Origin of the sequence: Microcystis sp. LE19-10.1B, assembly GCF_027530565.1 — a bacterium.
GTDB lineage: Bacteria > Cyanobacteriota > Cyanobacteriia > Cyanobacteriales > Microcystaceae > Microcystis > Microcystis aeruginosa.
On record NZ_JAPZQM010000120.1, the window covers coordinates 1 to 24,314 of the forward strand.

Genomic DNA, 24,314 nt, shown 5'->3' on the forward strand with positions numbered 1-24,314 from the left:
GCGATCGCACTTGCCAAAAGAATAATTAATGTCCAAACCTGATTTTTTTGGGTTCCTTCCACTGATTTTAGGCGATTATCGATGCCCTCAACCTTTTCGGTTAACTTTGCCTGTCCTACCTCTAGCTTATTTAACCGTTCGTCGAGTTTGTCAAATTTTTGGTTAAAATCTTTTTGGAGACTTTCAAATTTTTGGTCAACATCTTTTTGGAAACTGTCAAATTTTTGGTTAACATCTTTTTGGAGATTGTCAATTTTCCCCTCAATCCTCGTCAAAACAGCTTCTAGGGAATAGGTAACGGTTTCGTTAGACATAGTATCAACTCCCATTAGATATATTTTCTCGGTTCCCTATCGGGGACTATTTTAAGACTAAACCAGTTCGCCACTTTCTTGCAAAGAGTGGAGACGTTGATAGATTCCCTGCTGATTTAATAATTGATCATGGCTACCGATCTCGACAATGCGACCATTATCTAAGACGACAATTTGATCAGCTTCTCGAACGGTACTGAGACGGTGGGCAATAATAATCGTAGTGCGAGTGCCTAAAATGGATTTCATGGCTAGTTGAATTGCTCTTTCTGACTCATAATCTAAGCTAGAAGTGGCCTCATCAAAAACTAACACATCTGGATCAACAATTAACGCCCTAGCAATTCCTAAACGCTGTCTTTGTCCCCCCGAAAGACGCACGCCCCTTTCCCCTACAATAGTGGAATAACCATTAGGTAATTCCTGAATAAATTCATCGACACGGGCAATTTTACAGGCTTCTTCTACCTTCTCGAAGCTAATATTAGGATTACCGTAGGTGAGATTTTCTAACACCGTACCATTAAACACATCTACTTCTTGATGGACAATCGCTAACCGTCGCCGATACCAAGTCACATCCAAGCGACTAATATCCTCGCCATCTATCATAATTTGCCCTTGATTCGGTTCAAAATAGCGGAAAAGTAACTTAACTAAAGTGGATTTTCCTGAACCAGATTTTCCCACTAATGCCACGGTTTGATAGGGTTCAATCAGAAGATTAATATCCTTGAGAATCCTTCTTTCAGGACTATAGCCAAAGCTAAGATTACTTAATTCTACTTTCCCCGTAAAATGATAGGGATTGTGTTGGGCATGATCGGCTAAAAGACTACCGGAATCAGTACCACTAGGCAAGTTGATAAATTCGTTTAGACGTGCCATAGAAGCATAGCGACGAGCGAAAGTTTCTGCCATTTGAGATAGGGGATCTAATTCCGCATAGGCCATACTAGCGAGGGTATAGGTGGTGATAAAATGCCCGATCGAGATTTTCTGTTGAACGGTAGCTAGGAGAGTAAAGAAAAATACTCCAAATAAACTAGCTTGGACGAGGGTTTTTTCCCAAGTTGTTAAGTCCACATAACCCTTATGAATGCGATAGATAACGTAGGTAAATTCTCTCTCTAAACGCTGTTTTTGACGATATAATTCCTGTCCTTCTGTGGCGAAAGCTTTGACGGTTTTGATATTAGTAATAATCTCAGAATTACGACTTTGGGTATTTTCGATATGCTGATCAAGAATTCTTTCTTTTTGCATTAAATCTTTTAAATCTCTGACAATAAAAGCCACAATTAATACAAAAGAAATGACAAAAGCGAGGGCGATTTGCCATTGAATTACCCAAATAACAATAAAGATACCGAAAACTCTAAACAGTTTTGGGATCATCATTCCCGCCACTTCAGGATAAGTCCAAGTATGATTTTCTATGCCTTTGGCGATCCGGTTAGCGATGCGTCCTGGATTATTTTCATCGTAAAAAGATAGGGGTAAGGTGAGAATTTTAGCAATAACTTTTTTGAGATGATCTCGTCGCGCTCTTAAGGATATTTCCCAGTGAAACCAGAGACTCACCCAAGGCTGAATTGGTGCTTTAATTACCGTGGTTAGGAAAATTAAGCCTAATAATACCGCCAAACTAACCCACTTTTCTGAGGCAAAGGGAGTTAATATCATGGTGCGATCGACTAAAGATTGCACGAATCCATCTAAAGGCTGATGAGAAAGAACATTAAGAATCTGTCCGACGGCGTAGGGAACCATCAGATCGATAATTTCAAAGACGCTGGATGCAGCAATGCTCAAAAAGGCGGCTTTTTGATAATTGCGATAGTAACTGAGAATATCCCGTAAGGAAGCCATAACATCAAGTAAATTGCCAATTTTTAACTTCTATCTGGTAACTGCTAACTGAAGAGACTAAAGGCACTTTTGGGATTGTTTTTCTGGAGTTACCATTATACTACAATACTACAAAAATCTGCCAACCTAGAAATTTTTAGGAGAAAAGCCTTGTCATAGTCTTGTATTCTCGATCAGCCATTAGTCAGGAGATGATGCCGGATCAGCTTGTATTTCATCCTTGGCAGAAGCACCACAGATCAATTTATCTAAAATTTTGACGAATATTATCACAAAAATTAATAAATTTCTGAAAGGTTTTTAAGTGTTCGGTTTTATCGATACGCTTTTTTAATTGATTAAGATAGTATTGTTCTTGAGCTACCCCAGGGAATTTTTTAGAATAAGACAACTTTTTAGCTTCAAAAATAGACTTTAGATAAGCAAAATGAAAATCGGCATGATTTCTGCAATTAAATCTACCCATTAGTTCGGGATCATTTTCGTAAACATCATAGTGTTGAACATAATCAGCTAAAAGTCCCTGTAAAGGTTGTTTAGAATTAAATATTGTGCGATTGCCTAGTAGCCATGTTTCAATACATCGATTTTGAATGATTATCACGATTTCAAGTTGTGCGGGGATAGTAATATGTTTGGTGATAAAGTCATTAACATATTGTTCTCTTTCTTCGACAGTATCCTCATCAGCATCGAGACAGATGACTAGATAGTTATATTTGGATACTTCTTGAATTTTATCGATGGCGTTAGGAATTCCCTCATCAAGTATCGAGGGGTAGCCATTACCACTAATCAGAACGTAATTGTTGTGATTGACTTGATCGTAAAAATCAACTCGCTTAAATTCGGGAATAAGATAAGTTAACCAGGCAGTATAAAGCTTTTTTTCGGTACTTCTTCCTTCAACTAAAAAATAAATATTCATCGATTAACTAATTCCTTGAGGAAATTCTTCTAGGACATTGATAAGATCAATAAAGGCTTTTTGTCGAGTTTTAGAAATATGAAAATCAGCCGCATTGTGTACCTGAATTACTCCTCCTTTACGAGTGACTATTTTCCAATAGGCAGGACTGATATTATTAATTATATAGGGATGATGACTGGTAATAATAAACTGTAAATCTCGATAATTAACTAATAAATCTTCTGTTAAAGTGTCCAAACAGTTAACCCCCAAACTATTTTCAAATTCATCGATTAATATAACGCTGCCATCAGGAGATAATTTGATCGTTGCTAAGAACATCAGGCTTTTTATCATTCCAGAGGAGATATTTGGTTCTACAATCCAGACATGAGAGTTTTTTTCTTTTATTTGTATGCGAGGTAAGTCTTCAAGTAAAAAAATTGGAGTTAATGAAACAAGCATACCAATATCACCTAGTTTGAATGGTTCTAAAAATTCTATTTTTAAATCTTCAACTTGAGGGAAAATATCTAAAAACTTTCTCTTTATTATCTCGAACGTATCGGGATATTTTTTATAAGTGATCAGTAGTTTGTCGGAAATAGGAAGTTGACTCGATTGTAATTCAGAGAGAGAGGTATATTCGTAGTCTCTAAGGATTTTATCCAATGTTGAAGATGAGATATTAAACTTAAGTGGATTGAAAACCATTTTGTTAAATTCCTGTCGAACAGGGAAAACATCTTCTTCTTGATTGAAAAGCTCTATACAGCTTAAATAAGACGCTAGTTTTGGTGTCTTTGAATGTTTAAACTCAATTACCTCTTGATTTCTTGCGATCAAAACCTCTTGATCTTTTAAAAGAGTTTCCCTAATTATACTAACCTTATTTTCGCCGTCATTACTATTGACTTCATCTTCTTCAATCTTGATGAGAGAACGAGCTTTTCTAACCTCAAATTCACCCAACCAATGATAACGAACATGATCATTGGTTAAAAATTCTACATCCCATTTTACTCCATTTATAGACTCACCGTTAGCGATTCTTTTTAAATTACTAATAGCCTTTAAAATCGAGGTTTTTCCTGCACCTGAGATACCAACTAATAAATTCAAATCTGGAAAAAATTTGCAAGAATCTATACTTAATCCAGAGGATAAATCTTGATAGGATAATCTCAAAAGTTTCATAATAATTCCCCACTGCTAAAACTAAAAAGGGTGAGTTAATTCTCACCCCAAGATTTTACTGAGGATCGAGTTTTAGGACTGCCATAAATGCTTCCTGGGGGACATCAACAGTTCCGATCGCTTTCATCCGTTTCTTACCTTTTGCTTGCTTGTCTAACAGCTTTTTCTTGCGGCTAATATCACCACCATAACACTTAGCTAAGACATCCTTTCTTAAAGCAGGAATATGTTCACTAGCGATAATTTTAGAACCAATAGCGGCCTGAATGGGAACCTTAAATTGATGCCGGGGAATCAATTCTTTTAACTTTTCGGTTAACGCACGACCAACATAATAAGCTTTATCCCGGTGAACGATCATCGCTAAAGCATCAACGGGATCACCATTGACCATAATATCTAATTTAACTAGCTCATTTTCCCGATAGCCAATTAATTGATATTCCATACTAGCATAACCGCGCGATCGAGATTTTAATTGATCGAAAAAGTCCGTCACCACTTCCGCTAAAGGTAACTCATAAATCAAAGCGGTGCGAGTTTTAGTAAAATAACGCATATCCTTGAAAACTCCCCGACGACTTTGACATAATTCCATCAAAGCACCTACATAGGTTTCCGGAGTAATCATTTCCACTTGGATATAAGGTTCCTCAATTTTTTCCCGTTTTTGTGGGGAAGGTAACAAACTGGGATTATCCACTTCGACAATTTCCCCATCGGTGGTAGTGACCTGATAAACTACCGAGGGAGCAGTGGTAATTAAATCTAAGTTATATTCCCTTTCTAGTCTTTCCTGGACGATTTCCATGTGTAGCAGTCCCAAGAAACCGCAACGGAAACCAAAACCCATGGCGCTAGAAGTTTCCGGTTCGTAGGATAGAGCTGCATCGTTTAATTTTAACTTTTCCAGCGCATCTTTGAGATCGGCATACTGATCGGCATCGGTGGGGAATAATCCGCAGAAAACCATCGGTTTTGCTTCTGTATAACCGGGTAAAGGCTCTTGTGCCGGTTTAGCGGTTAGAGTAATCGTATCACCCACCCGGGCATCAGCAACAGTTTTAATCGCGGCTGCCAGATAACCCACTTCTCCCGCGTGCAGTTCATTTACCTGTACCTGTTGCGGTGATAAAATTCCCAATTCATCGATCACAAATTCTTTACCGGAAGCCATAAAACGAATTTTATCGCCCTTTTTCACCCGACCATCCATGACGCGGAAATAGACAATTACCCCTCGATAAGCGTCGTAATAACTATCAAAAATTAAAGCTCGGAAGGGTTCTTCAAGGGTATCTTGGGGAGGGGGAACCAATTGGACGATCGACTCTAGAATATCATTAATACCGATCCCAGCCTTAGCCGAGGCCCGAATCGCCTCACTACAGTCTAAACCCACCACTTCCTCGATTTCCGCTGCGACTCGTTCCGGTTCGGCACTGGGTAGGTCGATTTTATTTAAAACTGGGATAATTTCGAGGTTATTTTCCAGTGCTAGGTAAACATTGGCTAAAGTTTGCGCCTCTACTCCTTGGGACGCATCCACAACTAATAAAGCTCCCTCGCACGCCGCTAGAGACCGAGAAACCTCGTAGGAAAAATCCACATGGCCGGGGGTGTCAATCAGATTGAGAACGTATTTTTGACCATCCTTAGCGGTATAATCCATGCGTGCCGCCTGTAACTTGATGGTGATACCTCGTTCCCGTTCCAAGTCCATATTATCGAGAAATTGTTCTTTCATCTCCCGTTGGGCTACGGTTCCCGTAATTTGCAGGAGGCGATCGGCGAGAGTTGATTTACCATGATCGATATGAGCGATGATGGAAAAATTGCGAATGCGAGAAACGGGAACGTCAGTCATCGTGGTTCACTGTTGGCAAAAGTCAGGGGTTTATAAAATTTTAGATTCCTTAATTCATTGTAGAGGTAAAGTCTCTAAGGCTGGAGCAAAAGCGAAAAGTAAAAGGTAAAAAAAGCTAAACTGCAAGTATAGTCATGGTTTTGACCTTAGCTTCCCCTCTCGGCATCCACAGGAAACTATGGTAGGCTTGATTATGGGGACAAAATCAGGGAAAGGGCAATGGCTAGGGGAAAGATGTATGATTTGTCCAAATCGGATTACTATAGATAGGGCTGGCTGAATAAATCTAAAAACCTTGTTGGATAAGGCTTTTAGACTTTTTTCCCTCAAAAAGTGCCTATGGAGTGATCGGGGGTAAAATTCCTGGACTTTTTCCCTGAAAATTAGGTAACTGACTACTTCAAAATCGGTAAAACCCTACACCCTACACCCTACACCCTACACCCTGCCACCACGAAAAACTTTTTTCAGCAGCTCCTAGATAAACTCTTGGATGAGAATCCTCGACTGACGGGTAGAATGATAGATAGCAATCATTAATAGAGCTTATGAACGACAATGCTACACCGACTCAGCGCACGGCGGAGAAAGTTGAAATCGCTATTCACCTTGACTCGGAAGTTTTAGAACAGATTAAACACCTGACTAACGATCCTAGTCGCATTATCGAAACAGCGATTAAACAGTGGCTAAGAGGAGAGAAACAACCGGATGAGGACTTAACCCGCCATCTTCGACGCAATCCTCCCGTACCACCCAAAGGGGAATGGAATGACTAAGATTTTTCAGTCTCTAATAGGTTATTTCCCGACGGAGAGACTGAAATATTTTCTTAGGTCAACCATTGATAGTAATTGAGATTTTTTCCCCAACTAAGCTGGTTAATAGTAGTATTGCCTGTAACAGCAACGCAACGGTTTAAGCTATTTACCTACTGCTCTGGTTTGCAGTAGGCTTAGTTGTCGTGTAACCCATAGGTGTATAGATTATTATGCCGTTGAATAAACAGGCTATCTTAGATGACATTTTTCGCAAAGCACCACCGTTGAACTCTGAGGACGACTGTGCTGAGAATGTTGTTATTCCTTTCATAATGAGGCTTGGTTACGACAGGAACCAGATACGTCGAAAAGTCTCAATCACTGGAACTTCAGGACATAGATTTAGAAAGCAAGCTGATATCGTTGTTTATATTGGGGAACGTCCGGCTCTTGTGGTTGAAACCAAGCGTATTCAGCATCGATTGAGCGAGGAGGATGTTAACCAAGCGCTTTCCTATGCTCAACTTCTTGAACCATCTACACCAATTGCAGTTCTGACTAATGGACGTGATTGGGAGATTTATTATTTGGATAGAGACGATATTGGCGGATTAGAATCCGTTCCTGAACCGCAAGAGCTTGAAAGCACAATACTTACTGTCTCTAGCAATGTAGTTCAATTGGAAAAGCGACAAGCTGCTGAGCGACTTTTAGTAACTATTGAAAATAAAGGTGACTTAGAAATAGCATTTAGGGAATGTCGAAAAGAGTTAGCTAAAGAAGGACTCATTGCCGAGTCTGCATTTGATGAGCTAACTAAAATTCTCACTTGTAAGTTTAACGAAGAGAAAAGAGATGCTGAAGGCCTTGCACCCAATCGCTTTACATCTTCCTGGCTTCTTGGCAGTGGACCTCTAGCTGCTTTACAGCAAATGTTTACTGACGCAAAACAGACTTTTAATGTATTCCCTACGGGAACTCAAATTCAAATTAGAAGCAACGAAACTGTTGAAAAAATTGTTCGTGAATTAGAGCCTTTTGGTCTTTATGGTTTTAAGACACCACTTGGCTTGGCTGGAGCAGGAGGAGATGTAGTTGGTTCTGTTTATGAGGCCTTTCTTACTGGAACACTCCGAGGGGACTTAGGACAGTATTTAACCCCAAGACAATTAGTTGAGTTCATGGTTGAGATAGCTGATATAAAAATTGGAGAAAAAGTCCTTGATTTATCATGCGGAAGTGGTGGCTTTCTTATTAGAGCGTTTATTAATGTCCGCAAAAAAATTCGATTTCTTGATTCTAGCCAAGATGAAAAAGATCATTTAGTTAGTAATCTTGTCACGAATAATCTATGGGGAATTGAGATAAATCCTCGGTTAGCCACTTTATGTCGAATAAATATGATTTTACATGGTGATGGCTATGAACATATTTATACAGGAGATTCAATTAGAGAAGATGTTTTTGGGAATACAGATGGACGCAGAACTGATTTTTTAAATATTGAGCAAAATAACGCAGCAATGTTTGATGTAATTCTCATTAATCCCCCGTTCAATATACCCTATGAAGATTCTGCTACTTTAAACCGGTATTATCTAGGACGAGGTAAAGCTGCTCAAGGTTCAGACTATTTGGTTCTTGAGAGAGCAATTCGACTATTAAAGCCTGAAACTGGACGTTTGCTAGTTATTTTGCCCCATGGTGTTGCCAGCGGAGTTTCCGAGACTGAAGTTCGCAACTTTGTGAAATCTCGTACACATATTCATGGTTGTATAAGCTTACCTGTCGGATCATTTAAGCCGTTTGGGGGGTCTAATGCTAGAACCTGTGTTTTGTATCTCAAGAAGACTACTGGAGACAATAAAAAGCGTTTTTTAGCACAAGCAGAACACGTTGGCTATGACATTACCTCAAAATATTATAGAGAAACTGATCTCAATGATTTACCTGTTATCGCGGAAGCCTATCATAGAGTAAAACTAGAATTGCAATGACTATCGAGTTAATTAAACCAGACCCTTTAATATTAACAATCACTGAAGAATCAGCCCGTAGTATCGATACAGTTGATGCTGGTGCAGCTTATACACAATATTTGCATGAGCAAATAGGTGAGTTTGAACAGCAGCCTTTAGGAAACTTTGTAGATGTTGTATCAAGAAGCGTTAATCCACGCTCTAGTAGATATGCTGGTCAAATATTTGAATATATAGATTTACGAGAAGTAGATGATATTTATGGCTATATATTAACTCTTAAACTTAATCAAGGAAATGAGATTGGAAGTACAAAACATCGCTTTCAAAAGAATGACATTCTCTTCGCCAAGATCATGCCCAGCTTGGCCAACAAAAAGATTGCGCTAGTAACTCAAGATGTAACTAACGCAGTAGCTTCAACTGAATTTATTGTTTTGCGAAAAAAATCACAAGCCGAGATTAATCTTTATTACCTTTTTCGGGCTTTACGTTCTGATCATTTTACCCGACAAGCGACAGCAAACGTTACTGGTGCAACGGGGCGACAGAGAATTAGCCCGTCTAGATTACTAGAATTACAAATAATTGTTCCCCCAGAAGAGATTCAAACACAAATTGGAGATGCTGTCGAACAAGAGTTTACGCTAAGGACATTGGCGGCAGAACAATCAAAGAAAGCTGATGACTTAGCTCAGCTTGTACTTGGTAATCTAACTCTTAGAACCGACAGCTAGAAAGCGCGGAAGGTAGGTTGGGTTGACGACTGTTACCCAACACCCCATCCAATAACCAGGCAAAATCATTTATAATTTTTGATAATAGGACATTGGTTGGGTTTCGTGCTAAATTCGTTGAGTATAGGCTACATATCAGGACAGGCAAAAGGGGGAATAGATAATCAGTTTTTAATAAACGGATTTAGGATCATTTTGCTTGGGTACTTACGGGAGGAACAAAACTGATGCAGATAGAAATTGAAGGAGCCGATGCTATCAAAGTTGCTCAGGACATCCTAGAGATGGAAGGGGTGCAAGGCAGCTACGAAGTTATCTCCGAAGTGCAGAAAGAGGGAACCCTTGCCACCATCGCCACCATCATCGGCATTATTAGCGGAACAATCGCCATCGCTGAGAAATTGTACCAATTAAAGCGAAAAATTGACTCTCCTGAAACCCCGAAGATCGAACGAGTGTTCATTGTGAGCAAAAACGGCGATCGCCTGATGCTCAAAGATGCTACCCTAGAGCAACTACAAAAACTCTTGGAACAAGAAAAATCATGAAGATACTGCATATTGATCTTCAGGAGAAGGGTAGCAATAGGGTTGAGTTCCGATTTTTCTGGGATAACCCCAACCAGACTCGTACCTATACAAGATCCTTGAGTGAAATAGACCACCTAAGTAAAAAGGCCGACACCGATTACTATACCCGTTTACCGAAAGACCACAGCAAAACAGGACAAGGTTTGTACCGATGGTTAGATGGTACAGAGCGCATCCTCCAGAACGAATTAGATAGCCACCGGGGAGAGAAAATAGTTCTGGCTATCAGCACCAGCCAAGGATTAGCTCATCTACCCTGGGAACTTCTACACGATGGTCAGGGTTTTTTGGTGGAGAAAAGACCTGCCATTATTCCCGTGCGGTGGTTTTCCAATAATAGACCGAATCAGATTGTCAGTCCGCCGCAAAACCGCCCCCTCAACTTGCTCTTTATGGCTACCTCTCCGCTAGGCGTTGAACCCGTCTTAGATTACGAAGCAGAAGAGGGGCAAATTTTAGCAGCCACCCAGCGCAATCCGGTGAACTTGAGAGTAGAAGAAAGTGGTTGTTTAAATGAGTTAGGCTATGTAGTTCGGGAATATGACCAAGGCTACTTTGATGTCTTTCACTTAACAGGTCATGCAACTCATCAGGACGGAAAACCCTGCTTTCTCACCGAGGATGAGTATGGCAACCGGGTTGATAGCGACACCAATGCCATTGATGATGCGATCGCTCGTTCTTCTTTACCGCCTTTAATTTTCCTCTCTGGTTGCCGTACAGGTTATGCTCCTGACAGCGCAGTTCCCTCCATGGCGGAAGAATTTTTGGACTTGGGGGCAAAAGCTGTTTTGGGTTGGGGAGAAAGGGTTCTAGATACGGATGCAGCAGTAGCAGCGAAGGAATTGTACGGACATTTATCCCAAGGGGAAACGGTAATTGAGGCCCTATCTGCTACCTATAGAGCCTTAATTGACCAGCAAGCAAGGGATTGGCATAAACTGCGCTTATATGTAGGAAACACTCTACCTCAAGCCCTAGTAACTCCCTTAAGGACACCGAAACGCACACAACTGCCAAAACCGACAATTACCAGAGAATTTAGAGATGATGAAAATCGGCTTAGGGTGGTCAAAAGGGAAGAGTTTGTCGGTCGTCGTCGCCAGTTACAGAATTGTTTGCGAACGCTGAAAACGGATTGGGAAAAGGTTGGGGTACTAATTCATGGTATGGGAGGATGGGGAAAAAGTAGTATCGCCTCTCGACTGTGGGAGAGATTGCCTGAATCGGAAAAGCTTCTCTGGTGGCGACAAATTGATGAAGTTTATTTGATAAGAAAGTTAAAAGATAAACTCATCAATCCTAAAACTAGAGAACTTATTGCTGATTTAGAAAACAATCAAATTGAACTTAAATCTCGATTATCTTACCTATTCATTCGGTTAGCTGAATTGGGAGAAAAACCGTTTCTTCTGATTCTTGATGACTTTGAATGGAATCTCGAACCTCGTGAAGGTCGCTATATTCTTAAGGCTCCAGTCGCCCCGATTTTAGCAGCATTAGTCACGGCAATCCAAGAAACGGGAACTGACCATCGGATTCTGATTACTTGTCGCTACGAGTTCGATTCTGATTTATTAGAGGCTTTTTTCTTGCAGGGATTAGAACCATTTAGAAAAGCCGAACTGACTAAAAAACTCGCTCGTCTAGCCAATTTTACCCCGGATCAACTTCCTGAACCTCTCAGGGAAAGGGCGTTGAATTTAGCCGATGGAAATCCTCGATTACTAGAATTTCTCAATAATGATATTTTAGGTAGAGAAGACGCAGAAGCTAAATTAGCTGAACTAGAAAATAGTCCCGATTTGTGGAAAGATAAAATTATTTGGCAGGAACTGTACCAGCTTATCGATCAGCCATTACAGCAGGTTCTTAGTCATTGTTTAATCTATGAGATACCCGTCCCGATGGTAGCTTTAGAAGCCGTCTGTAGCTCCATTTCTAATTACCAAGGACAATTAAAACGGGCAAGAGAACTGGGACTACTGGAAATTAGTCCTGAAGTTGAACAAAAAAATCAACTTTATCGTGTCTCTCGAATTTTACCTAATATTATTTTCTCTGTCCAACATCCGGTCGCAACAGAGGTTTATTCATTATCTAGGAAAGCTCATGATAAATTATATGAATTATGGGGGAATAAAGAGAACGAAAACGAGGAAAGATGGCGCGAGATTTTCCGTCTAGCTTTTGCAGAGACAGAAAACCCAGATCGTTTCCGAGAACAATTCGATAAGATGATCTCGGTACAATATCACAAAGAGGCTGATCGCGCCTACGAAAAAGAACTGAGAAAACAAAGGGAATATCTCATAGAAAACCAAGGGCAAATCTATCAAAAACTAGAGAAGTACCTAGAGCAACAGGATTGGAAAAAATCCGACTACGAAACCGCTTTTATCATGTACCAATGGATGGTCATAGAAAATTATAATGACTTCTACGACCTTTTTAGTCAGGTATCCCTAGAGGTAATCGATGAGATTGATCGACTTTGGATGAAACACAGCGAAGGGAAATTTGGCATTAAAGGACAGGCCAAAATTTACCGTGGCCTTGGGGGGAAAGAAGAATATAATCGGGAAGTATGGGGTAGTTTTGGCGATTGCATAGGTTGGCGAAAAGGAGGTATATGGTTGGAGCTTGAAAATATAGAATATCCTGCCACAGCAGACTTGAGCGACTTTACATTTCCAATTCTTATATACCATCACTTTTACCAAGGTGGGGGTGGGGGAATTGTTTATGGAGCGAGGAGAATTTCTACGTTAGCTTCAAGACTTGAATGAATCCCAAAATATTTAACTTAGGTGCTAACAATCGGGTAAAATTCTATTTAGAGGCTATAATCAGTGCATCCATATATTGGCGTAAGTATAAGGTAACTTCTTGAAATCCAATTTCTGAAAGTTCAGAGATTGTTTCATCTTCATAGCGTATTCTATTAGGTTGTTCATCCGTAGTATAGTGCAACATAACCTCTTTCAGGAGATCGAACCTTTCAGCAGATACAAGGACTTCAAAGAATTTATCATATTGCCACTTTATATCACGGTTATGCTGTTCACCTCTTTGCGCGATTTTATCAGCGTCTAATAACTTACCTCCAATGAGAAGCCGACTATATAATAGTTGAAATACTTGAAAACGATAGAGTGCCAACATATTGTGAAAAGTGAATCCAGAAACAATAAAATTAAAGTTATTCAAAGGATAACTTTGCAAAAAGTTTAAAACATCATCCTGAATAACAACAAGAGTATCTTGAGATAGGTAATGTGAAAGCCTTGAGCGGATTTTTTGAATCATCGAAGGTTCGTTATCGATAGCGATTATCTTAATATTTTTTGCTTCAGATAGGATCATCTCAGTTAATTCTCCATCGCCACACCCAATTTCTAGGATCAGCGATTCCTTTGGGCAAGAGTTTTGATAGTTAATTAGTAGTTTGACTAACTCTTGTCTTAACTTTTTAAGATGAGGACGAGCAGATTGCCAGAGACTATAATCATCACCTATCTTGCCGTCAAACCTTCTTTCTATAAGTTGATTATTTTCCATAAATTATAACTTAGCTATTTTGGTGTACATAGTCAGAGACTTAATTTTGCTGAAAGACTTGCCGAACATAATATTTAGCTTTTGATGGCAATTCGCTACTTCCTCTAAACGCTTAACTTTGGTACTTTGACTCACTCCAATTATAGCATATCTTTACAATTGCAGAACTTCCACGAGCAAACTTAAGATAAATATCTTATCTGAAAGCAGAGCTAGACTCTAGCCTACTATTAATGATGTATTCTCCTCATAATAATGCTGCGGTTTCCAAGATTAAGAATATCAGGTATCCCTTCAATTTCTACAATAAAATGTTCCACAAATTCATGTCGTACATCTTCACGAACTCCTATTTTACTCGTCCATCTTCCAGTGTTTAATTGCCGACAGGCGTGAGAGGGACTACCATTAATAGTATAAATAGCGATTTTTTCAACAAAAAAACCGTTAGGACTAAACTCTAAATTAGGATCACCAATTGGGCAAACTTCAAAAAGCTCGGTCATATAGGCATCTATGAAGGCACTTAGAGTGTTCTCCCTTGCTACTCCAGCTGGCCAATATTCAGTCTCAAATCCATCGGGAAACCACCAACGCTCTTGATCATTTACTGCCCAAGCAAAGGAATTGTAATAAGGAGTTCTCGGACTGGTTATATGACTATCACCGTTAATGATTACAATACACATACTTTTTAAATAGATGATTTAGTGTTCATTAATATATCCCCTTTAATATATCCCTTTTGGATACCCCAGTGCAACCAAGCATCGATCATCTCCTTAGACTTACCCCGGCTGTCTTTAGGAACCGGATCTTCACCAGAAATAGCTTTTAATGCCCAAAACCAACGGCTAGGAAGGCTTTTTGGCTCTTTAAGATTTTTGAGCAAAAATGGTATAACATCTTGCCCCATTCCAATAATTCTCTGATAGTTAGGATGTATAATCGCCTCATGGGTTGAGGATAAATGACTTGTTTCATTAATCCAATCTTCAGCAAGACTTTCAAACTCCCTTAGTCTCTCTGCCCGAGTTTGTTTGTTAACTAATATGGCAAGTAAAGAAGAAAAACTTTGTAAAAAGCTAAGATTATTATCGAATAGCTTGAACTTATATCCAAAAAATAGAGCAATAGCTCCGATGAATTTTCCCTCAAAGAAAAGTGGGAAAACGCCAAAGGCTTCAAGTTTTGAATCTTCAAAATGTTTTAAATCAGTTTGAATAAACCGATTATTGTTTTTCTCCTCATGTACTCCTTCAATAAATTGACAAGTATTTGAAGAGATTTTTTCTGCAAACTCCTTTCCAACCTCTTCAAGATAAACTCGACATGAATTACTTACTCCAGATACTTCAGAAAATCGTAAAACTTCCATTACTTCAGAAGACAAGTTTTTTCTGTAAAGAATGGCAACTTTATATGGAGTCTCGTTGCCGACTAAGTATTTGAAAATTTCGTCATACATCCTTTCTTGATACTTGTCAAAGGAATCAACTGGGATAATATCTGCAAGGTATGTCAAGTAATTGAGTATATTAATCTCAGAATCCCTGTGAATATTAGATAGTTTAGCAGAGGCGACTCCTGCTAAGAAAGCTACTGTACAGGGATCAAAGCTTGCCAGATCGTCAATATTGCCCTGATCATCAACTTTGTTTATAATTCTCAATACTCCATAGGTTTTGTTTCGTCCATTCAAAGGTAAGGCAATGGCAGAGATTAATTTGCCTAGCTTATCAGAATATTCCTGCCTATACTTCAAATTTTCATACTGGAAAAGCTCTCCAGTAACCTTCCCATATGATCCATCAGATGGATTAGCAGCGCTGCCAGTGAAACTCTCCCCTTTCGCATACCTCTCTTCTTGTAGCCATGTATCATCTATTGGCTCACCATTAACGTCTTTGCCTTGAATGGCAAAACGCTCTAGTACATCATCCTTAGAGATTAAAAAAATCGCTGCAACTTGACACTTAGCTTCTTCACAAACTTTTTTTAGAATATATTTTACCGTATCTTTCTTATTGCTTGTAAAATTCATTAAGGCTTGCTCAAGTTGTTCAAAATCAGAAAGATTGTCTAATCTTTTTGTTTGATAACTTATAAGGTCGTTTCTAGTATTTAAAAATTGATTAGCCTTAGTTGCAGTATCGTCACATTTCTCACCTTGTAAACTCTCAGGCATTTAGTTGCTCCTTGAAATTTAGTCAGTTTACTCAAGATTCCCATCACACTCAAACTGAAATGTCGAGGCTGATGATAATAAAAGTATTATGGTTAATTAAGAACAATCATGCTAATGATAGTTTTATCTATCAATCATCGAGTGTAACATGGATTTACAGGTTTGTCAATTGTAGTGTCTTCGAGCTGCCATCTTTGTGCCGATCACTCATCACCGTTAGATGCCCTTGGTATAGTTAAGCCGATCAATGCCCTGGAACTCAATACTTCTCGGATAATAATACGAGGCCAGGGGAGATGGGTTTTCAACTTTCTCCCCTGCACCGTGCTTTCTTGCAGTCTCAACCAAAGATTTAAGATCAATCGAGAAATATCGCCCGCTGCGGGTTGTGACAATTAGTCAAGATGAACTGATGAGCCACCTCAATAATTTCTGGACTATTGGCCTCCCACTCCTCCCAGAGGGATAGCTAACCCGTTGGAGCTTTCTTCCCTTTTTTGGTAATCTTCACTGCTGCCATTAATTTACTCCCCCAATGGTCTTGGATTATCGTTAATCTTGTGGATTTTCAATGTTTCGGGCAGCATGAAGTACCGCAATAACATCGATTTGCTCAGGCTTGATATAATAAATTATGCGATAAGAACCCTCGATAACTTCTCGGATCTGCTCAGTTTCAAACTCCGGAACAAGACGACCCGAAAAGGGAAAATTAGCAATCTGTTCTGAGCGTCTGGTCAATCTTTCCACCAGTCTTTGAGCATATTGAGGGGAGTTTTGTGATATGTAGTTGTAGATGGATGATAAATGATTAACGGCGGTTTCTGTCCAGAAAACTTTCATGGCTCTAGCTTGAACTTAGTGCGTACTTCTGCCACAGAAATAACCTTTTCCGCCTCACTATCGGCTAATCCTGCTTCAATTGCCTGTCTCACATAAATCTCATACATCAAATCATCCCATGTAGAATTATCCGGCAATTTATCGATTAAATTTCTGGCTTTTTGTTTAATGTTTTTTATTTCCATGATGGTTTCCAAAATGACTCCTGACAGTTTACATTATAGCAAGATAGGCTCCTAGAGATGGTGTATTCTAAAACCACCGCTAACGCTCAGAATATCCAAAAAGGCTTTTCCCTCTCGATGTCCTCAACGAAACCTCAACCCGTGATTGGTGTTAGTTGGTGGATAAATGCTGTATATTTACTCTCGTCGCCGCTTAATTCACACGCAGCAGCGCAGAAACTTGCTCAACATTCATTGCTGTATGTAACAATACAGGAGGAGTTTATCTCAGGAGTTCCACGGTGATTAGAGAGCTAGACCGTATTACTGTTAATCCACAAATATGTCTTGGACAGCCAACGATTCGAGGAATGCGTATCACTGTAGGATTTGTTTTGAAACTGTTGGCTAGTCAGTTATCTATTCAGGAAATCTTAGAGGCTTATCCAGAGTTGGAGGAGGAAGATATTCGTCAGGCTCTTAATTATGCAGCTTGGGCTGTATCCGATTATATCGTTAGCTTCACTTCAGCAGCCGTAACGCACCGCTAACTTTAATGATGGTGGGTGATATAATTTAAAATTCTGAGGTAAATCATGCAACTAAAACTAACAAAAATATTCCAGAAAGTTCCCGAAGGCTATATTGGTTTTGTCGAAGAATTGCCAGGAGCTAATACTCAAGGAGAGACTCTAGAAGAAACTAGAAGCAATTTAGAAGAAGCAATTGAGCTAGTTTTAGAAGCTAATCGTATATTAGCTGAAGAGCAACTGCAAGGACAAGAAGTGATTCGAGAGTCTGTTACTTTCTGGGCTGCATGAAACGCATAAACTTAATTCGTCATTTAGAAAATTATGGCTGTGAATTCTTAAGAGAGGGCGGCAATCATACGATTTATGTAAATCGTGTCAATCAGAAATCTTCAGCCATTCCGCGCCATCGTGAAATCAATGAATTCTTGACGCGAAAAATTTGTCGAGATTTACAAATACCAGAACCATGAGTGCGACTCCTGTTAAGCTGCTGTAGAGTGTAGGGTGCGTGTTTGCGGCTACTAATTTGGATAATAAAATAAAACTAACAATCCGCCGTAACGCACCAATTCTATTACTATTAATTAAACATAATCAATTACATTTAATTTACCTGTGTATCATCCCCTGTAAAATTTCTGGCAATTTATCGATTAAATTTCTGGCTTTTTGTTTAATGTTTTTTATTTCCATGATGGTTTCCAAAATGACTCCTGACAGTTTACATTATCAACTATTCATTATTAATTAAAAAGGTGATCGCAAAATTACGCCTTCTTAAAAAAGAGATTAAACACCTTCAGCAAAACCCAAAGGTTGAAACTGAACATCATTAATAATTTTAACCGTTTCCCCCGACTGCTTAATCACAAACAAACCGCGCCGATAGGCATAGACATCTATCCCCTGATCAATTTCAATGCCTGCCACTGCCCCATAAACCCGAAACTCTCGAAATTGGGGGAAAGCAACCTTAAATCGCTGTAATCGGCTGACAAAATCATCTACATCATCCCTCGACAGTCGAGATTTACATTCCACAGCCACCAACTCGCTCCCATTCACCGCCACAATATCAATCTCCATTGCCGCCCCAGGACGCTTACTTTTCAAGCGACTCATCGTTTGGGTGACATCAATGCCCCATTTCTGAAATAAACCCACGACCGCAGGCTCTACCATTTCTTCTATAAAAAGACACAAAGGAGTTGTTAAGCTATTGACCGCTTTGGTCGTTTCTTGTACCTGTTTTTTTAATTCTTCCATCGTGCGATCAGCTTCAGCACTGCGGCGATCGGCTTCGGCACTGCGGCGATCAGCTTCGGCACTGCGGCGATCAGCTTCCTTTTGAAACTCGGCAAATTGGGCCTCAGTTCTTTCAAATAACTTGTAAATATCGGCGATCGTTACAGCGTCTGACATAGGAAGATTCTTCAAGCTTGAGGAGTCTAGTCCCATTCTAGCGACTTGGCCCAGAAAAAATGTCCCTAGCTTCTCATCCGTGTTTTTTCAATCAATTATTGACTATCAACAAATCAGCGATCGCAGTTCAAGGGGAAGGGGTCAAAGGTCAAAAGGCGATCGCGTTTTTAATGGATAATAGGCAATTGACAATGGATAATTATCAGCCGAAGTTCCTGCGGCAATAGGCTACTATTTTGACCATCAGGAAGAAATCAACCTGGAAATCACCCAAGAATGGGATCAGGTACAAATTAGCATAACGCGAATAGCTAAATCACCTTTTTACAACGGGATGAAAAAAGTGACTTTTTCCCCGCCCTTCCCCCGAATGCACCCCGTAACTGATATAAGTAGAGATGTAGGTCTATAACCAAAATTGCCGCATCAGTTCGGTTAGGTGACTGTTTTTCGCTTGTCTAGGAGGGTAGATATGCTCAACGAATTAATTTATGAAGGATTAGGTTTAAGTGCTGTTTTCGGAGGACTATTCCTCTGGTCGCGCTCTGGTCTCGTCAGCAAAAATACCGCCCTTTTAGCCGCACAAGCGCAATTACAGCAAAGTAACTCAGATTTGTTGGCTCAAGTCAAGGGTTTAGACGTGGCGCAATCAGACTTAAAAGACGAAAATCAGCAGCTGCACGCCAAAATAATTTACATAGAACAACATTCCGCCCAATTACAGCACAAAGCTACGGATTTAGAAAATTCTCTCCAGTCCCTCCAGCAAGCTGTCCAGATAGGTGAGAGTGAAATTGAACAACTGAAAACCACCGCTAAGGAAATAGAAGCGGAGAAAGCTGGTCTGATGGAGCAGTTAGAGGGAGAAAAAGCCCAAATTACTAGCCTAGAGGCACAGATTCAAACTTTAGAGCAGCAAAAAGGTGAAATTAACCGTCAATTTGATTTGACCAAAAAACAGACCACCTCTCTCTATAGTCAAATTCAGACCCTAGAACAGGATAAAACTCTCTTACAGCAAGAGCTAGAAAAAGCCGAGGAATTAAGGGCAAAAGTGGCCGATTTAGAGTATAAAAACCAAGAATTAAGCGATTTAGCCGCCCAAATTCCCATCTGGCAAGGTCAAATTCAAACCTTAGAACAGAATCTGGCTCACCAAACAGAACAGTATGAGCGAGGACAGCAAGAAATAGCCAGCTTACAGGGTCAAATTACCGGGTTAGAGCAGCAAAAAAAGTCTCTCAGCGAAGATTTAGCCGTAAGTCAAACTCGATCGCTCTCTTTAGGGCAAGAATGCGACAATTTAACTATAAAACTGCAAGAAACCGTCGCTCAAGTGGCGGCTATAACCGACGAAAAGGACAGTCTCGGCGCTCGTCTCGAAGCAGCTAAACTGGAGTTACAAGCTTTAGAAGTCCAGAAAGAGGAATTATCGGCAGAATTAACCACTGCTGCCGAAAAAATTGCTGATTTAGAAGGGCAATTACAGGGATTAACCCAGTTACCCCAACAATTGGCTGATTCTCAGGCAAAAATTGCTGATTTAGAAGGGCAATTACAGGGATTAAACCAGTTACCCCAACAGTTAGAAACCTATCGGGAAAATATTGCTAATTTAGAGATTCAACTACACCAATTAAGTGCCGAAAAAGACCAATTGGAAGCCACAACTTCCCGTCATATCGAGGAATTAAGCCAACAAAATCGCCAACTAACTGAAGGTTTAGAAGCCCAAAAAATGGCGGCTAAAGCTTTAGAAAAGGAAAAAATTAAGTTTGAGGGCGAGTTAGCAACTAAGCAAGCAGAAATCGCCGCTTTAGAGGTTAAAATTCAAAACCTACAGCAAGAAAGAGACTATTTCTCTCGACAAACTGCTCCCATTATTACTAATGAACCAGAAGCAATTATTAGTGAAACTCCAGTAGTAGCAGAACCAGAAACCCCCCCGGTGATTGCCAAGGAAACTCCGGTAGTAGAAGAACCGGAAACCTCTCCGGTGATTGCCAAGGCGACTCCTGTGGTGACAGCAGAAAAAATCACGGTTGCCGATACAAGTTTAGAAGTGCAACCGGCAGCAAAGATAGTCCAAAAGAGTCAAGAATCCGCAGAAAATCCCCTAAGAGGAAAAAGCGTAGTTATACTAGGAACCTTCAGCAAAATCAGTCGCGAGAAAGCGAAATCATTGATTATTAATGTCGGTGGTACTGTTACCGGTTCCCCCAGTGCGAATACTGATTATATTCTCCTCGGTAAAGCTCCCGGTGAGAAACTCAAAAAGGCTCAAAAATTAGGCATAAAAACCATTTCAGAAGCCCAATTTCTGCAAATGGTAGAATCCTAAAACAGTTATCAGTTATCAGTTCACTGTTCACTGATTACTGTTCAATGAAAATACACCCCACACCTCCCCTTTCCCTTGATTACCAAAATTATGAGTCAAAAAATTGCCTTTTTAGGATTAGGAGTAATGGGAGCGCCTATGACAGCTAATCTTGTCCGTCGAGGTTTTGCTGTCAATGCTTGGAATCGCAGCCCAGAAGCGCCGGGGATAATCATTGCCAGGGCATCAGGTGCGAACATTTGTTCTAGTATCGCCGCCGCCGTCAGGGATGCCGAGATTGTCTTTACCTGCGTCGGAGATGTGCCTGACGTGGAAGCGGTAATTTTAGGACCGGGGGGTGTCATGGAATCGGCAGCGGTGGGAACTCTGGTGGTGGATATGAGTACCATTGGCTCTCAAGCCGCTAGGATGATTGGTAAAAAGCTAGAGGAAAATAATCTCCGTTTTCTCGATGCTCCCGTCTCTGGGGGCGATATTGGGGCGAAAAACGGCACTTTAACCATTATGGTGGGGGGGAAAGAAGCGGATTTTCAGACTTGTTTGCCCTGTTTTCAAGCCATGGGCAAAACTATTCGCTGGTGTGGCGAAATCGGCAACGGACAAGCGGTAAAACTCTGTAATCAAGTCTTGGGGGCGGTTCACATGGTGGCGCTGTGTGAGGCTCTAAAAATGGCAAAAATTCAAGGATTAGACCCCAATTTAGTCATAGAAGTCTGTAAAACGGGGGCGGCGGGTTCTTGGGCGTTGGAAAATTTGGGACCAAAAATCCTCGCCCAAGATTTACAGCCAGCTTTTATGATTGAACATATCTTAAAAGATTTGCGATTAGTCAAAGAAACTGCCCAGACAGCCGGGGAAATTCTGCCCGGGACAGATTTAGCGGAAACTCTATTTAAAGTAGTAGCGGAATTGGACGAAGGCAAGGGAATTAAACAGGGAACCCAAGCGATGATTCGCGCCTACGATTAAGCATTTTGTTGACGATAAATATCATCGGTACGGGCAGCCATGATGAAATCATTTTGATGTAATCCCCCCACGTCATGGGTCCACCAAGAAACGGTAACTTTACCCCATTCTGTCAATAAAGCGGGGTGATGGCCTTCTTTTTCCGCCGCTTCTCCCACGGCATTAGTAAAGGCGATTGCCCCTTGAAAATTGGCAAATTTATAGAGTTTTTGCAGACGGGGAATACCCTCGTATTCTAAGAGATTCCAATCGGGAATTTTAGCCTGTAAAGCGGTAATTTCCTCGGCAGTGATAGGAGAAGAACCCGATTGATAAGGTTGACATTTTTGTTGGGCAAGTTCGGTCATAGGGGTATCAATCTAGATTTTTTAAGTAAGTAGTTATAATTAAATTGAAGATAGATTTTGCCTCTGATCCCCCCTGCCCCCCTTGATAAGGGGGGTATCTGACAACTTTTAACACCTACCTACTTACCTTTATTATAGATGAAAATCCCCCAGAGAAATTTTTTATTCTTCCTCTGACTCTGGAGAACTTACCCAAGGGGTAGAAGATTCGGCAGCTTTCGGGAAAGAAAAAGATTTTTTCGGAGGAGAAGGCAATAATTCCAATTGTCGATTACCAGTTTTATAGCTAGTTTTATTTTTCTGCTCTCCCCGTCGTCGTTGGGAGGTTTTTTCCTCCGTGGTATTTTCGGCTATCACTTCATACAAAATCGCCCGTTTATCCTCTTGTTGCCCTTTTCTTAACACCCGTCCTAAACGCTGAATATATTCCCTGGTGGAACCGGTTCCCGATAAAATAATCGCGATGCGCGCTTCCGGCACATCAACCCCTTCATTAAGAACATGGGAAGTCACCAGAATTTTGTATTCTCCCTGACGAAAACGGGTCAGGATTTCATGGCGTTCTTTCACGGGAGTTTGATGGGTTATGGCAGGTATTAAAAAGCTCTCGGAAATGCGGTAAACTGTGGCATTATCGTTGGTAAAAATTAAAATTGGTTCCGGATGGTGTTCACAGATTAACTCGGCTAAAACCCGCAATTTTCCCTGGGTTCCAGAGGATATTTCCTTCGACTCCCGGTGGGCTAACATGGCCCGGCGCCCTTCGCTACTTCTGGCACTAATCATGACAAAATTTTGCCAACCATCTAAACCGGACAAGCTGAGATTATTTCTTCTTAAAAAATCATTGCGAATTTTAATTGCTTCTTGATATTTTTCCTGTTCTTGGGCGGATAGTTTCACTTTAATTTGAATTATTTCATGATCCGCTAGGGCTTTTCCTGACAAGTCTTGGGGACTTTTTTGATAAACAATTGTACCGATAAGATAATCTAAATCTTGATGACTACCATCACCGCGATCCGGTGTTGCTGTTAAGCCTAAACGATAGGGTGCGATCGAATCTTCCGCTATTTTCCGAAAGAAATCCGATGGTAAATGATGACATTCATCAAAAATCAAAAAAGCGTAACGATTGCCAAGAGTTTCTGAATAAATTGCCGCACTTTGATAGGTGGCGATTAAAATAGCACTATTATCCTTAGAACCTCCCCCTAATAATCCCACCTCGGCATCGGGAAAAGCCGCCAACATCTGGGCATACCATTGGTGCATTAAATCAATAGTCGGCACGATAATTAAGGTACTGCGGGGAGTCGATTGTAGAGCTAATTGGGCAAGATAGGTTTTGCCGGCAGCGGTGGGAAGGACAATGACACCCCTTCTCTGGGATTTTTTCCAAGCGATTAACGCTTCCGTTTGGTGGGGGTAGGGTTCCCGTTCAAAACTGGCAATTAATTCTAAATTGTTGAAAGCTTTTGCTTCATCTTGGAAGTTAATGCCCTCCTCCTGTAGAGTTTCCACGAGAGGACGATAATGAATGGCCAAAATGCGAAATCTTTCGATACGATCATCCCAAGTGGCAAAATCTAGCCATTTTTTCCCTTTTGGTGGTGGATGGAGAATTAAGGTTCCTCGCTCATATTTGAGGGTGGGTAAGCGCATTTTTCAGTTATCAGTAAACAGTAAACAGTTATCAGTAAACAGAACGTAGGTTGG

Annotated in this window: 25 protein-coding genes; 11 read left to right on the forward strand and 14 right to left on the reverse strand. The window is 40.4% G+C overall.

Translation table 11 applies throughout. The features are described 5' to 3' along the window. From O9332_RS04275 to lepA, 5 genes are all read right to left on the reverse strand, one after another. Window positions 1-314: DUF4164 family protein (locus O9332_RS04275; protein WP_288023818.1), on the reverse strand; the 314-nt coding region annotated here is incomplete at its 3' end. A gap of 57 nt (window positions 315-371) precedes the next feature. After that, window positions 372-2,186: an ABC transporter ATP-binding protein gene (locus tag O9332_RS04280; protein WP_288023821.1), complete on the reverse strand. Its 1,815-nt coding sequence runs from the start codon at window positions 2,184-2,186 to the stop codon at window positions 372-374. A 244-nt stretch (window positions 2,187-2,430) separates the two neighbouring features. Next, window positions 2,431-3,114 carry a hypothetical protein gene (locus tag O9332_RS04285; RefSeq protein ID WP_002762213.1) on the reverse strand — a complete coding sequence of 228 codons (684 nt, stop codon included), beginning with the start codon at window positions 3,112-3,114 and terminating at the stop codon, window positions 2,431-2,433. Between the two features lie 3 nt (window positions 3,115-3,117). Continuing rightward, window positions 3,118-4,293: an AAA family ATPase gene (locus O9332_RS04290; protein WP_002762211.1), complete on the reverse strand. Its 1,176-nt coding sequence runs from the start codon at window positions 4,291-4,293 to the stop codon at window positions 3,118-3,120. Window positions 4,294-4,348: 55 nt separating this feature from the next. Next, the gene (lepA, locus tag O9332_RS04295) at window positions 4,349-6,160 is read right to left on the reverse strand and encodes a translation elongation factor 4 (RefSeq protein ID WP_002762209.1); all 1,812 of its coding nucleotides are present in this window, start codon (window positions 6,158-6,160) and stop codon (window positions 4,349-4,351) included. Between the two features lie 548 nt (window positions 6,161-6,708). Between lepA and O9332_RS04300 the strand changes: the two genes are divergently transcribed. From O9332_RS04300 to O9332_RS04320, 5 genes are all read left to right on the forward strand, one after another. Further along, the gene (locus tag O9332_RS04300) at window positions 6,709-6,939 is read left to right on the forward strand and encodes a type II toxin-antitoxin system CcdA family antitoxin (RefSeq protein WP_002762207.1); all 231 of its coding nucleotides are present in this window, start codon (window positions 6,709-6,711) and stop codon (window positions 6,937-6,939) included. A 212-nt stretch (window positions 6,940-7,151) separates the two neighbouring features. After that, entirely contained in the window at window positions 7,152-8,918 is a 1,767-nt protein-coding gene (locus O9332_RS04305) for an N-6 DNA methylase (protein ID WP_002762205.1), read from the forward strand. Next, window positions 8,915-9,637, forward strand: a complete 723-nt coding sequence (locus O9332_RS04310) for a restriction endonuclease subunit S (RefSeq protein WP_002762203.1) — start codon at window positions 8,915-8,917, stop codon at window positions 9,635-9,637. Before O9332_RS04305 ends, O9332_RS04310 begins: the two co-directional genes overlap by 4 nt. Before the next feature lie 227 nt (window positions 9,638-9,864). Continuing rightward, on the forward strand, window positions 9,865-10,185 hold the full coding sequence (locus O9332_RS04315) for a hypothetical protein (RefSeq protein WP_288023827.1): 321 nt from the start codon (window positions 9,865-9,867) through the stop codon (window positions 10,183-10,185). Continuing rightward, window positions 10,182-13,016, forward strand: a complete 2,835-nt coding sequence (locus tag O9332_RS04320; RefSeq protein WP_288023829.1) for a CHAT domain-containing protein — start codon at window positions 10,182-10,184, stop codon at window positions 13,014-13,016. Before O9332_RS04315 ends, O9332_RS04320 begins: the two co-directional genes overlap by 4 nt. Before the next feature lie 43 nt (window positions 13,017-13,059). Here O9332_RS04320 and O9332_RS04325 read toward each other — a convergent pair whose 3' ends face one another. The 6 genes from O9332_RS04325 to O9332_RS04350 form a co-directional block, all read right to left on the reverse strand. Then, window positions 13,060-13,788, reverse strand: coding sequence for a class I SAM-dependent methyltransferase (locus tag O9332_RS04325; protein ID WP_052276598.1), 729 nt, complete (start codon window positions 13,786-13,788; stop codon window positions 13,060-13,062). Between the two features lie 3 nt (window positions 13,789-13,791). Beyond that, window positions 13,792-13,923, reverse strand: coding sequence for a hypothetical protein (locus O9332_RS04330; RefSeq protein ID WP_002744308.1), 132 nt, complete (start codon window positions 13,921-13,923; stop codon window positions 13,792-13,794). 95 nt (window positions 13,924-14,018) lie between these two features. Beyond that, the gene (locus tag O9332_RS04335) at window positions 14,019-14,477 is read right to left on the reverse strand and encodes a DUF7689 domain-containing protein (protein ID WP_288023832.1); all 459 of its coding nucleotides are present in this window, start codon (window positions 14,475-14,477) and stop codon (window positions 14,019-14,021) included. A gap of 5 nt (window positions 14,478-14,482) precedes the next feature. Continuing rightward, on the reverse strand, window positions 14,483-15,976 hold the full coding sequence (locus O9332_RS04340; RefSeq protein WP_288023834.1) for a hypothetical protein: 1,494 nt from the start codon (window positions 15,974-15,976) through the stop codon (window positions 14,483-14,485). A 552-nt stretch (window positions 15,977-16,528) separates the two neighbouring features. Then, window positions 16,529-16,819 carry a type II toxin-antitoxin system RelE/ParE family toxin gene (locus tag O9332_RS04345; RefSeq protein WP_002744303.1) on the reverse strand — a complete coding sequence of 97 codons (291 nt, stop codon included), beginning with the start codon at window positions 16,817-16,819 and terminating at the stop codon, window positions 16,529-16,531. Continuing rightward, window positions 16,816-17,004, reverse strand: a complete 189-nt coding sequence (locus O9332_RS04350) for a hypothetical protein (protein WP_002762197.1) — start codon at window positions 17,002-17,004, stop codon at window positions 16,816-16,818. Before O9332_RS04350 ends, O9332_RS04345 begins: the two co-directional genes overlap by 4 nt. A gap of 281 nt (window positions 17,005-17,285) precedes the next feature. Here O9332_RS04350 and O9332_RS04355 point away from each other — a divergent pair, with 281 nt between their 5' ends. From O9332_RS04355 to O9332_RS04365, 3 genes are read left to right on the forward strand one after another with little or no spacing between them, the layout of a single operon-like run. After that, window positions 17,286-17,534, forward strand: a complete 249-nt coding sequence (locus O9332_RS04355) for a DUF433 domain-containing protein (protein ID WP_002762195.1) — start codon at window positions 17,286-17,288, stop codon at window positions 17,532-17,534. A 45-nt stretch (window positions 17,535-17,579) separates the two neighbouring features. Then, the gene (locus O9332_RS04360) at window positions 17,580-17,804 is read left to right on the forward strand and encodes a type II toxin-antitoxin system HicB family antitoxin (RefSeq protein WP_002734968.1); all 225 of its coding nucleotides are present in this window, start codon (window positions 17,580-17,582) and stop codon (window positions 17,802-17,804) included. Continuing rightward, window positions 17,801-17,986 (forward strand): type II toxin-antitoxin system HicA family toxin, encoded by a 186-nt coding sequence (locus tag O9332_RS04365; RefSeq protein WP_002762193.1) that lies wholly within the window; start codon window positions 17,801-17,803, stop codon window positions 17,984-17,986. The genes O9332_RS04360 and O9332_RS04365 overlap by 4 nt, the downstream gene beginning before the upstream one ends. Window positions 17,987-18,305: 319 nt before the next feature. Here O9332_RS04365 and O9332_RS04370 read toward each other — a convergent pair whose 3' ends face one another. Then, the gene (locus tag O9332_RS04370) at window positions 18,306-18,938 is read right to left on the reverse strand and encodes a DUF3782 domain-containing protein (protein ID WP_288023838.1); all 633 of its coding nucleotides are present in this window, start codon (window positions 18,936-18,938) and stop codon (window positions 18,306-18,308) included. 59 nt (window positions 18,939-18,997) lie between these two features. Between O9332_RS04370 and O9332_RS04375 the strand changes: the two genes are divergently transcribed. From O9332_RS04375 to O9332_RS04385, 3 genes are all read left to right on the forward strand, one after another. Next, window positions 18,998-19,165 carry a hypothetical protein gene (locus tag O9332_RS04375; RefSeq protein ID WP_158499341.1) on the forward strand — a complete coding sequence of 56 codons (168 nt, stop codon included), beginning with the start codon at window positions 18,998-19,000 and terminating at the stop codon, window positions 19,163-19,165. A gap of 245 nt (window positions 19,166-19,410) precedes the next feature. Then, on the forward strand, window positions 19,411-21,279 hold the full coding sequence (locus O9332_RS04380; RefSeq protein WP_288023841.1) for a BRCT domain-containing protein: 1,869 nt from the start codon (window positions 19,411-19,413) through the stop codon (window positions 21,277-21,279). A 90-nt stretch (window positions 21,280-21,369) separates the two neighbouring features. Continuing rightward, a complete protein-coding gene (locus tag O9332_RS04385; RefSeq protein WP_288023844.1) occupies window positions 21,370-22,248 on the forward strand; it encodes an NAD(P)-dependent oxidoreductase in 879 nt (292 codons plus the stop codon). Here O9332_RS04385 and O9332_RS04390 read toward each other — a convergent pair. Beyond that, window positions 22,245-22,595, reverse strand: a complete 351-nt coding sequence (locus O9332_RS04390; RefSeq protein ID WP_002744294.1) for a 4a-hydroxytetrahydrobiopterin dehydratase — start codon at window positions 22,593-22,595, stop codon at window positions 22,245-22,247. The genes O9332_RS04385 and O9332_RS04390 overlap by 4 nt on opposite strands. Before the next feature lie 162 nt (window positions 22,596-22,757). After that, window positions 22,758-24,260, reverse strand: a complete 1,503-nt coding sequence (locus O9332_RS04395) for a DEAD/DEAH box helicase (protein ID WP_288023847.1) — start codon at window positions 24,258-24,260, stop codon at window positions 22,758-22,760. Between the last annotated feature and the right edge of the window lie 54 nt (window positions 24,261-24,314).

What these genes read in the sequence shown, in the direction of transcription:
- O9332_RS04280 (WP_288023821.1), bottom strand. Translation starts at nt 2,186, where the DNA reads ATGGCTTCCTTACGGGATATTCTCAGTTACTATCGCAATTATCAAAAA.
- O9332_RS04285 (WP_002762213.1), bottom strand. Translation starts at nt 3,114, where the DNA reads ATGAATATTTATTTTTTAGTTGAAGGAAGAAGTACCGAAAAAAAGCTT.
- O9332_RS04290 (WP_002762211.1), bottom strand. Translation starts at nt 4,293, where the DNA reads ATGAAACTTTTGAGATTATCCTATCAAGATTTATCCTCTGGATTAAGT.
- lepA (WP_002762209.1), bottom strand. Translation starts at nt 6,160, where the DNA reads ATGACTGACGTTCCCGTTTCTCGCATTCGCAATTTTTCCATCATCGCT.
- O9332_RS04300 (WP_002762207.1), top strand. Translation starts at nt 6,709, where the DNA reads ATGAACGACAATGCTACACCGACTCAGCGCACGGCGGAGAAAGTTGAA.
- O9332_RS04305 (WP_002762205.1), top strand. Translation starts at nt 7,152, where the DNA reads ATGCCGTTGAATAAACAGGCTATCTTAGATGACATTTTTCGCAAAGCA.
- O9332_RS04310 (WP_002762203.1), top strand. Translation starts at nt 8,915, where the DNA reads ATGACTATCGAGTTAATTAAACCAGACCCTTTAATATTAACAATCACT.
- O9332_RS04315 (WP_288023827.1), top strand. Translation starts at nt 9,865, where the DNA reads ATGCAGATAGAAATTGAAGGAGCCGATGCTATCAAAGTTGCTCAGGAC.
- O9332_RS04320 (WP_288023829.1), top strand. Translation starts at nt 10,182, where the DNA reads ATGAAGATACTGCATATTGATCTTCAGGAGAAGGGTAGCAATAGGGTT.
- O9332_RS04325 (WP_052276598.1), bottom strand. Translation starts at nt 13,788, where the DNA reads ATGGAAAATAATCAACTTATAGAAAGAAGGTTTGACGGCAAGATAGGT.
- O9332_RS04335 (WP_288023832.1), bottom strand. Translation starts at nt 14,477, where the DNA reads ATGTGTATTGTAATCATTAACGGTGATAGTCATATAACCAGTCCGAGA.
- O9332_RS04340 (WP_288023834.1), bottom strand. Translation starts at nt 15,976, where the DNA reads ATGCCTGAGAGTTTACAAGGTGAGAAATGTGACGATACTGCAACTAAG.
- O9332_RS04345 (WP_002744303.1), bottom strand. Translation starts at nt 16,819, where the DNA reads ATGAAAGTTTTCTGGACAGAAACCGCCGTTAATCATTTATCATCCATC.
- O9332_RS04350 (WP_002762197.1), bottom strand. Translation starts at nt 17,004, where the DNA reads ATGGAAATAAAAAACATTAAACAAAAAGCCAGAAATTTAATCGATAAA.
- O9332_RS04360 (WP_002734968.1), top strand. Translation starts at nt 17,580, where the DNA reads ATGCAACTAAAACTAACAAAAATATTCCAGAAAGTTCCCGAAGGCTAT.
- O9332_RS04365 (WP_002762193.1), top strand. Translation starts at nt 17,801, where the DNA reads ATGAAACGCATAAACTTAATTCGTCATTTAGAAAATTATGGCTGTGAA.
- O9332_RS04370 (WP_288023838.1), bottom strand. Translation starts at nt 18,938, where the DNA reads ATGTCAGACGCTGTAACGATCGCCGATATTTACAAGTTATTTGAAAGA.
- O9332_RS04375 (WP_158499341.1), top strand. Translation starts at nt 18,998, where the DNA reads ATGTCCCTAGCTTCTCATCCGTGTTTTTTCAATCAATTATTGACTATC.
- O9332_RS04380 (WP_288023841.1), top strand. Translation starts at nt 19,411, where the DNA reads ATGCTCAACGAATTAATTTATGAAGGATTAGGTTTAAGTGCTGTTTTC.
- O9332_RS04385 (WP_288023844.1), top strand. Translation starts at nt 21,370, where the DNA reads ATGAGTCAAAAAATTGCCTTTTTAGGATTAGGAGTAATGGGAGCGCCT.
- O9332_RS04390 (WP_002744294.1), bottom strand. Translation starts at nt 22,595, where the DNA reads ATGACCGAACTTGCCCAACAAAAATGTCAACCTTATCAATCGGGTTCT.
- O9332_RS04395 (WP_288023847.1), bottom strand. Translation starts at nt 24,260, where the DNA reads ATGCGCTTACCCACCCTCAAATATGAGCGAGGAACCTTAATTCTCCAT.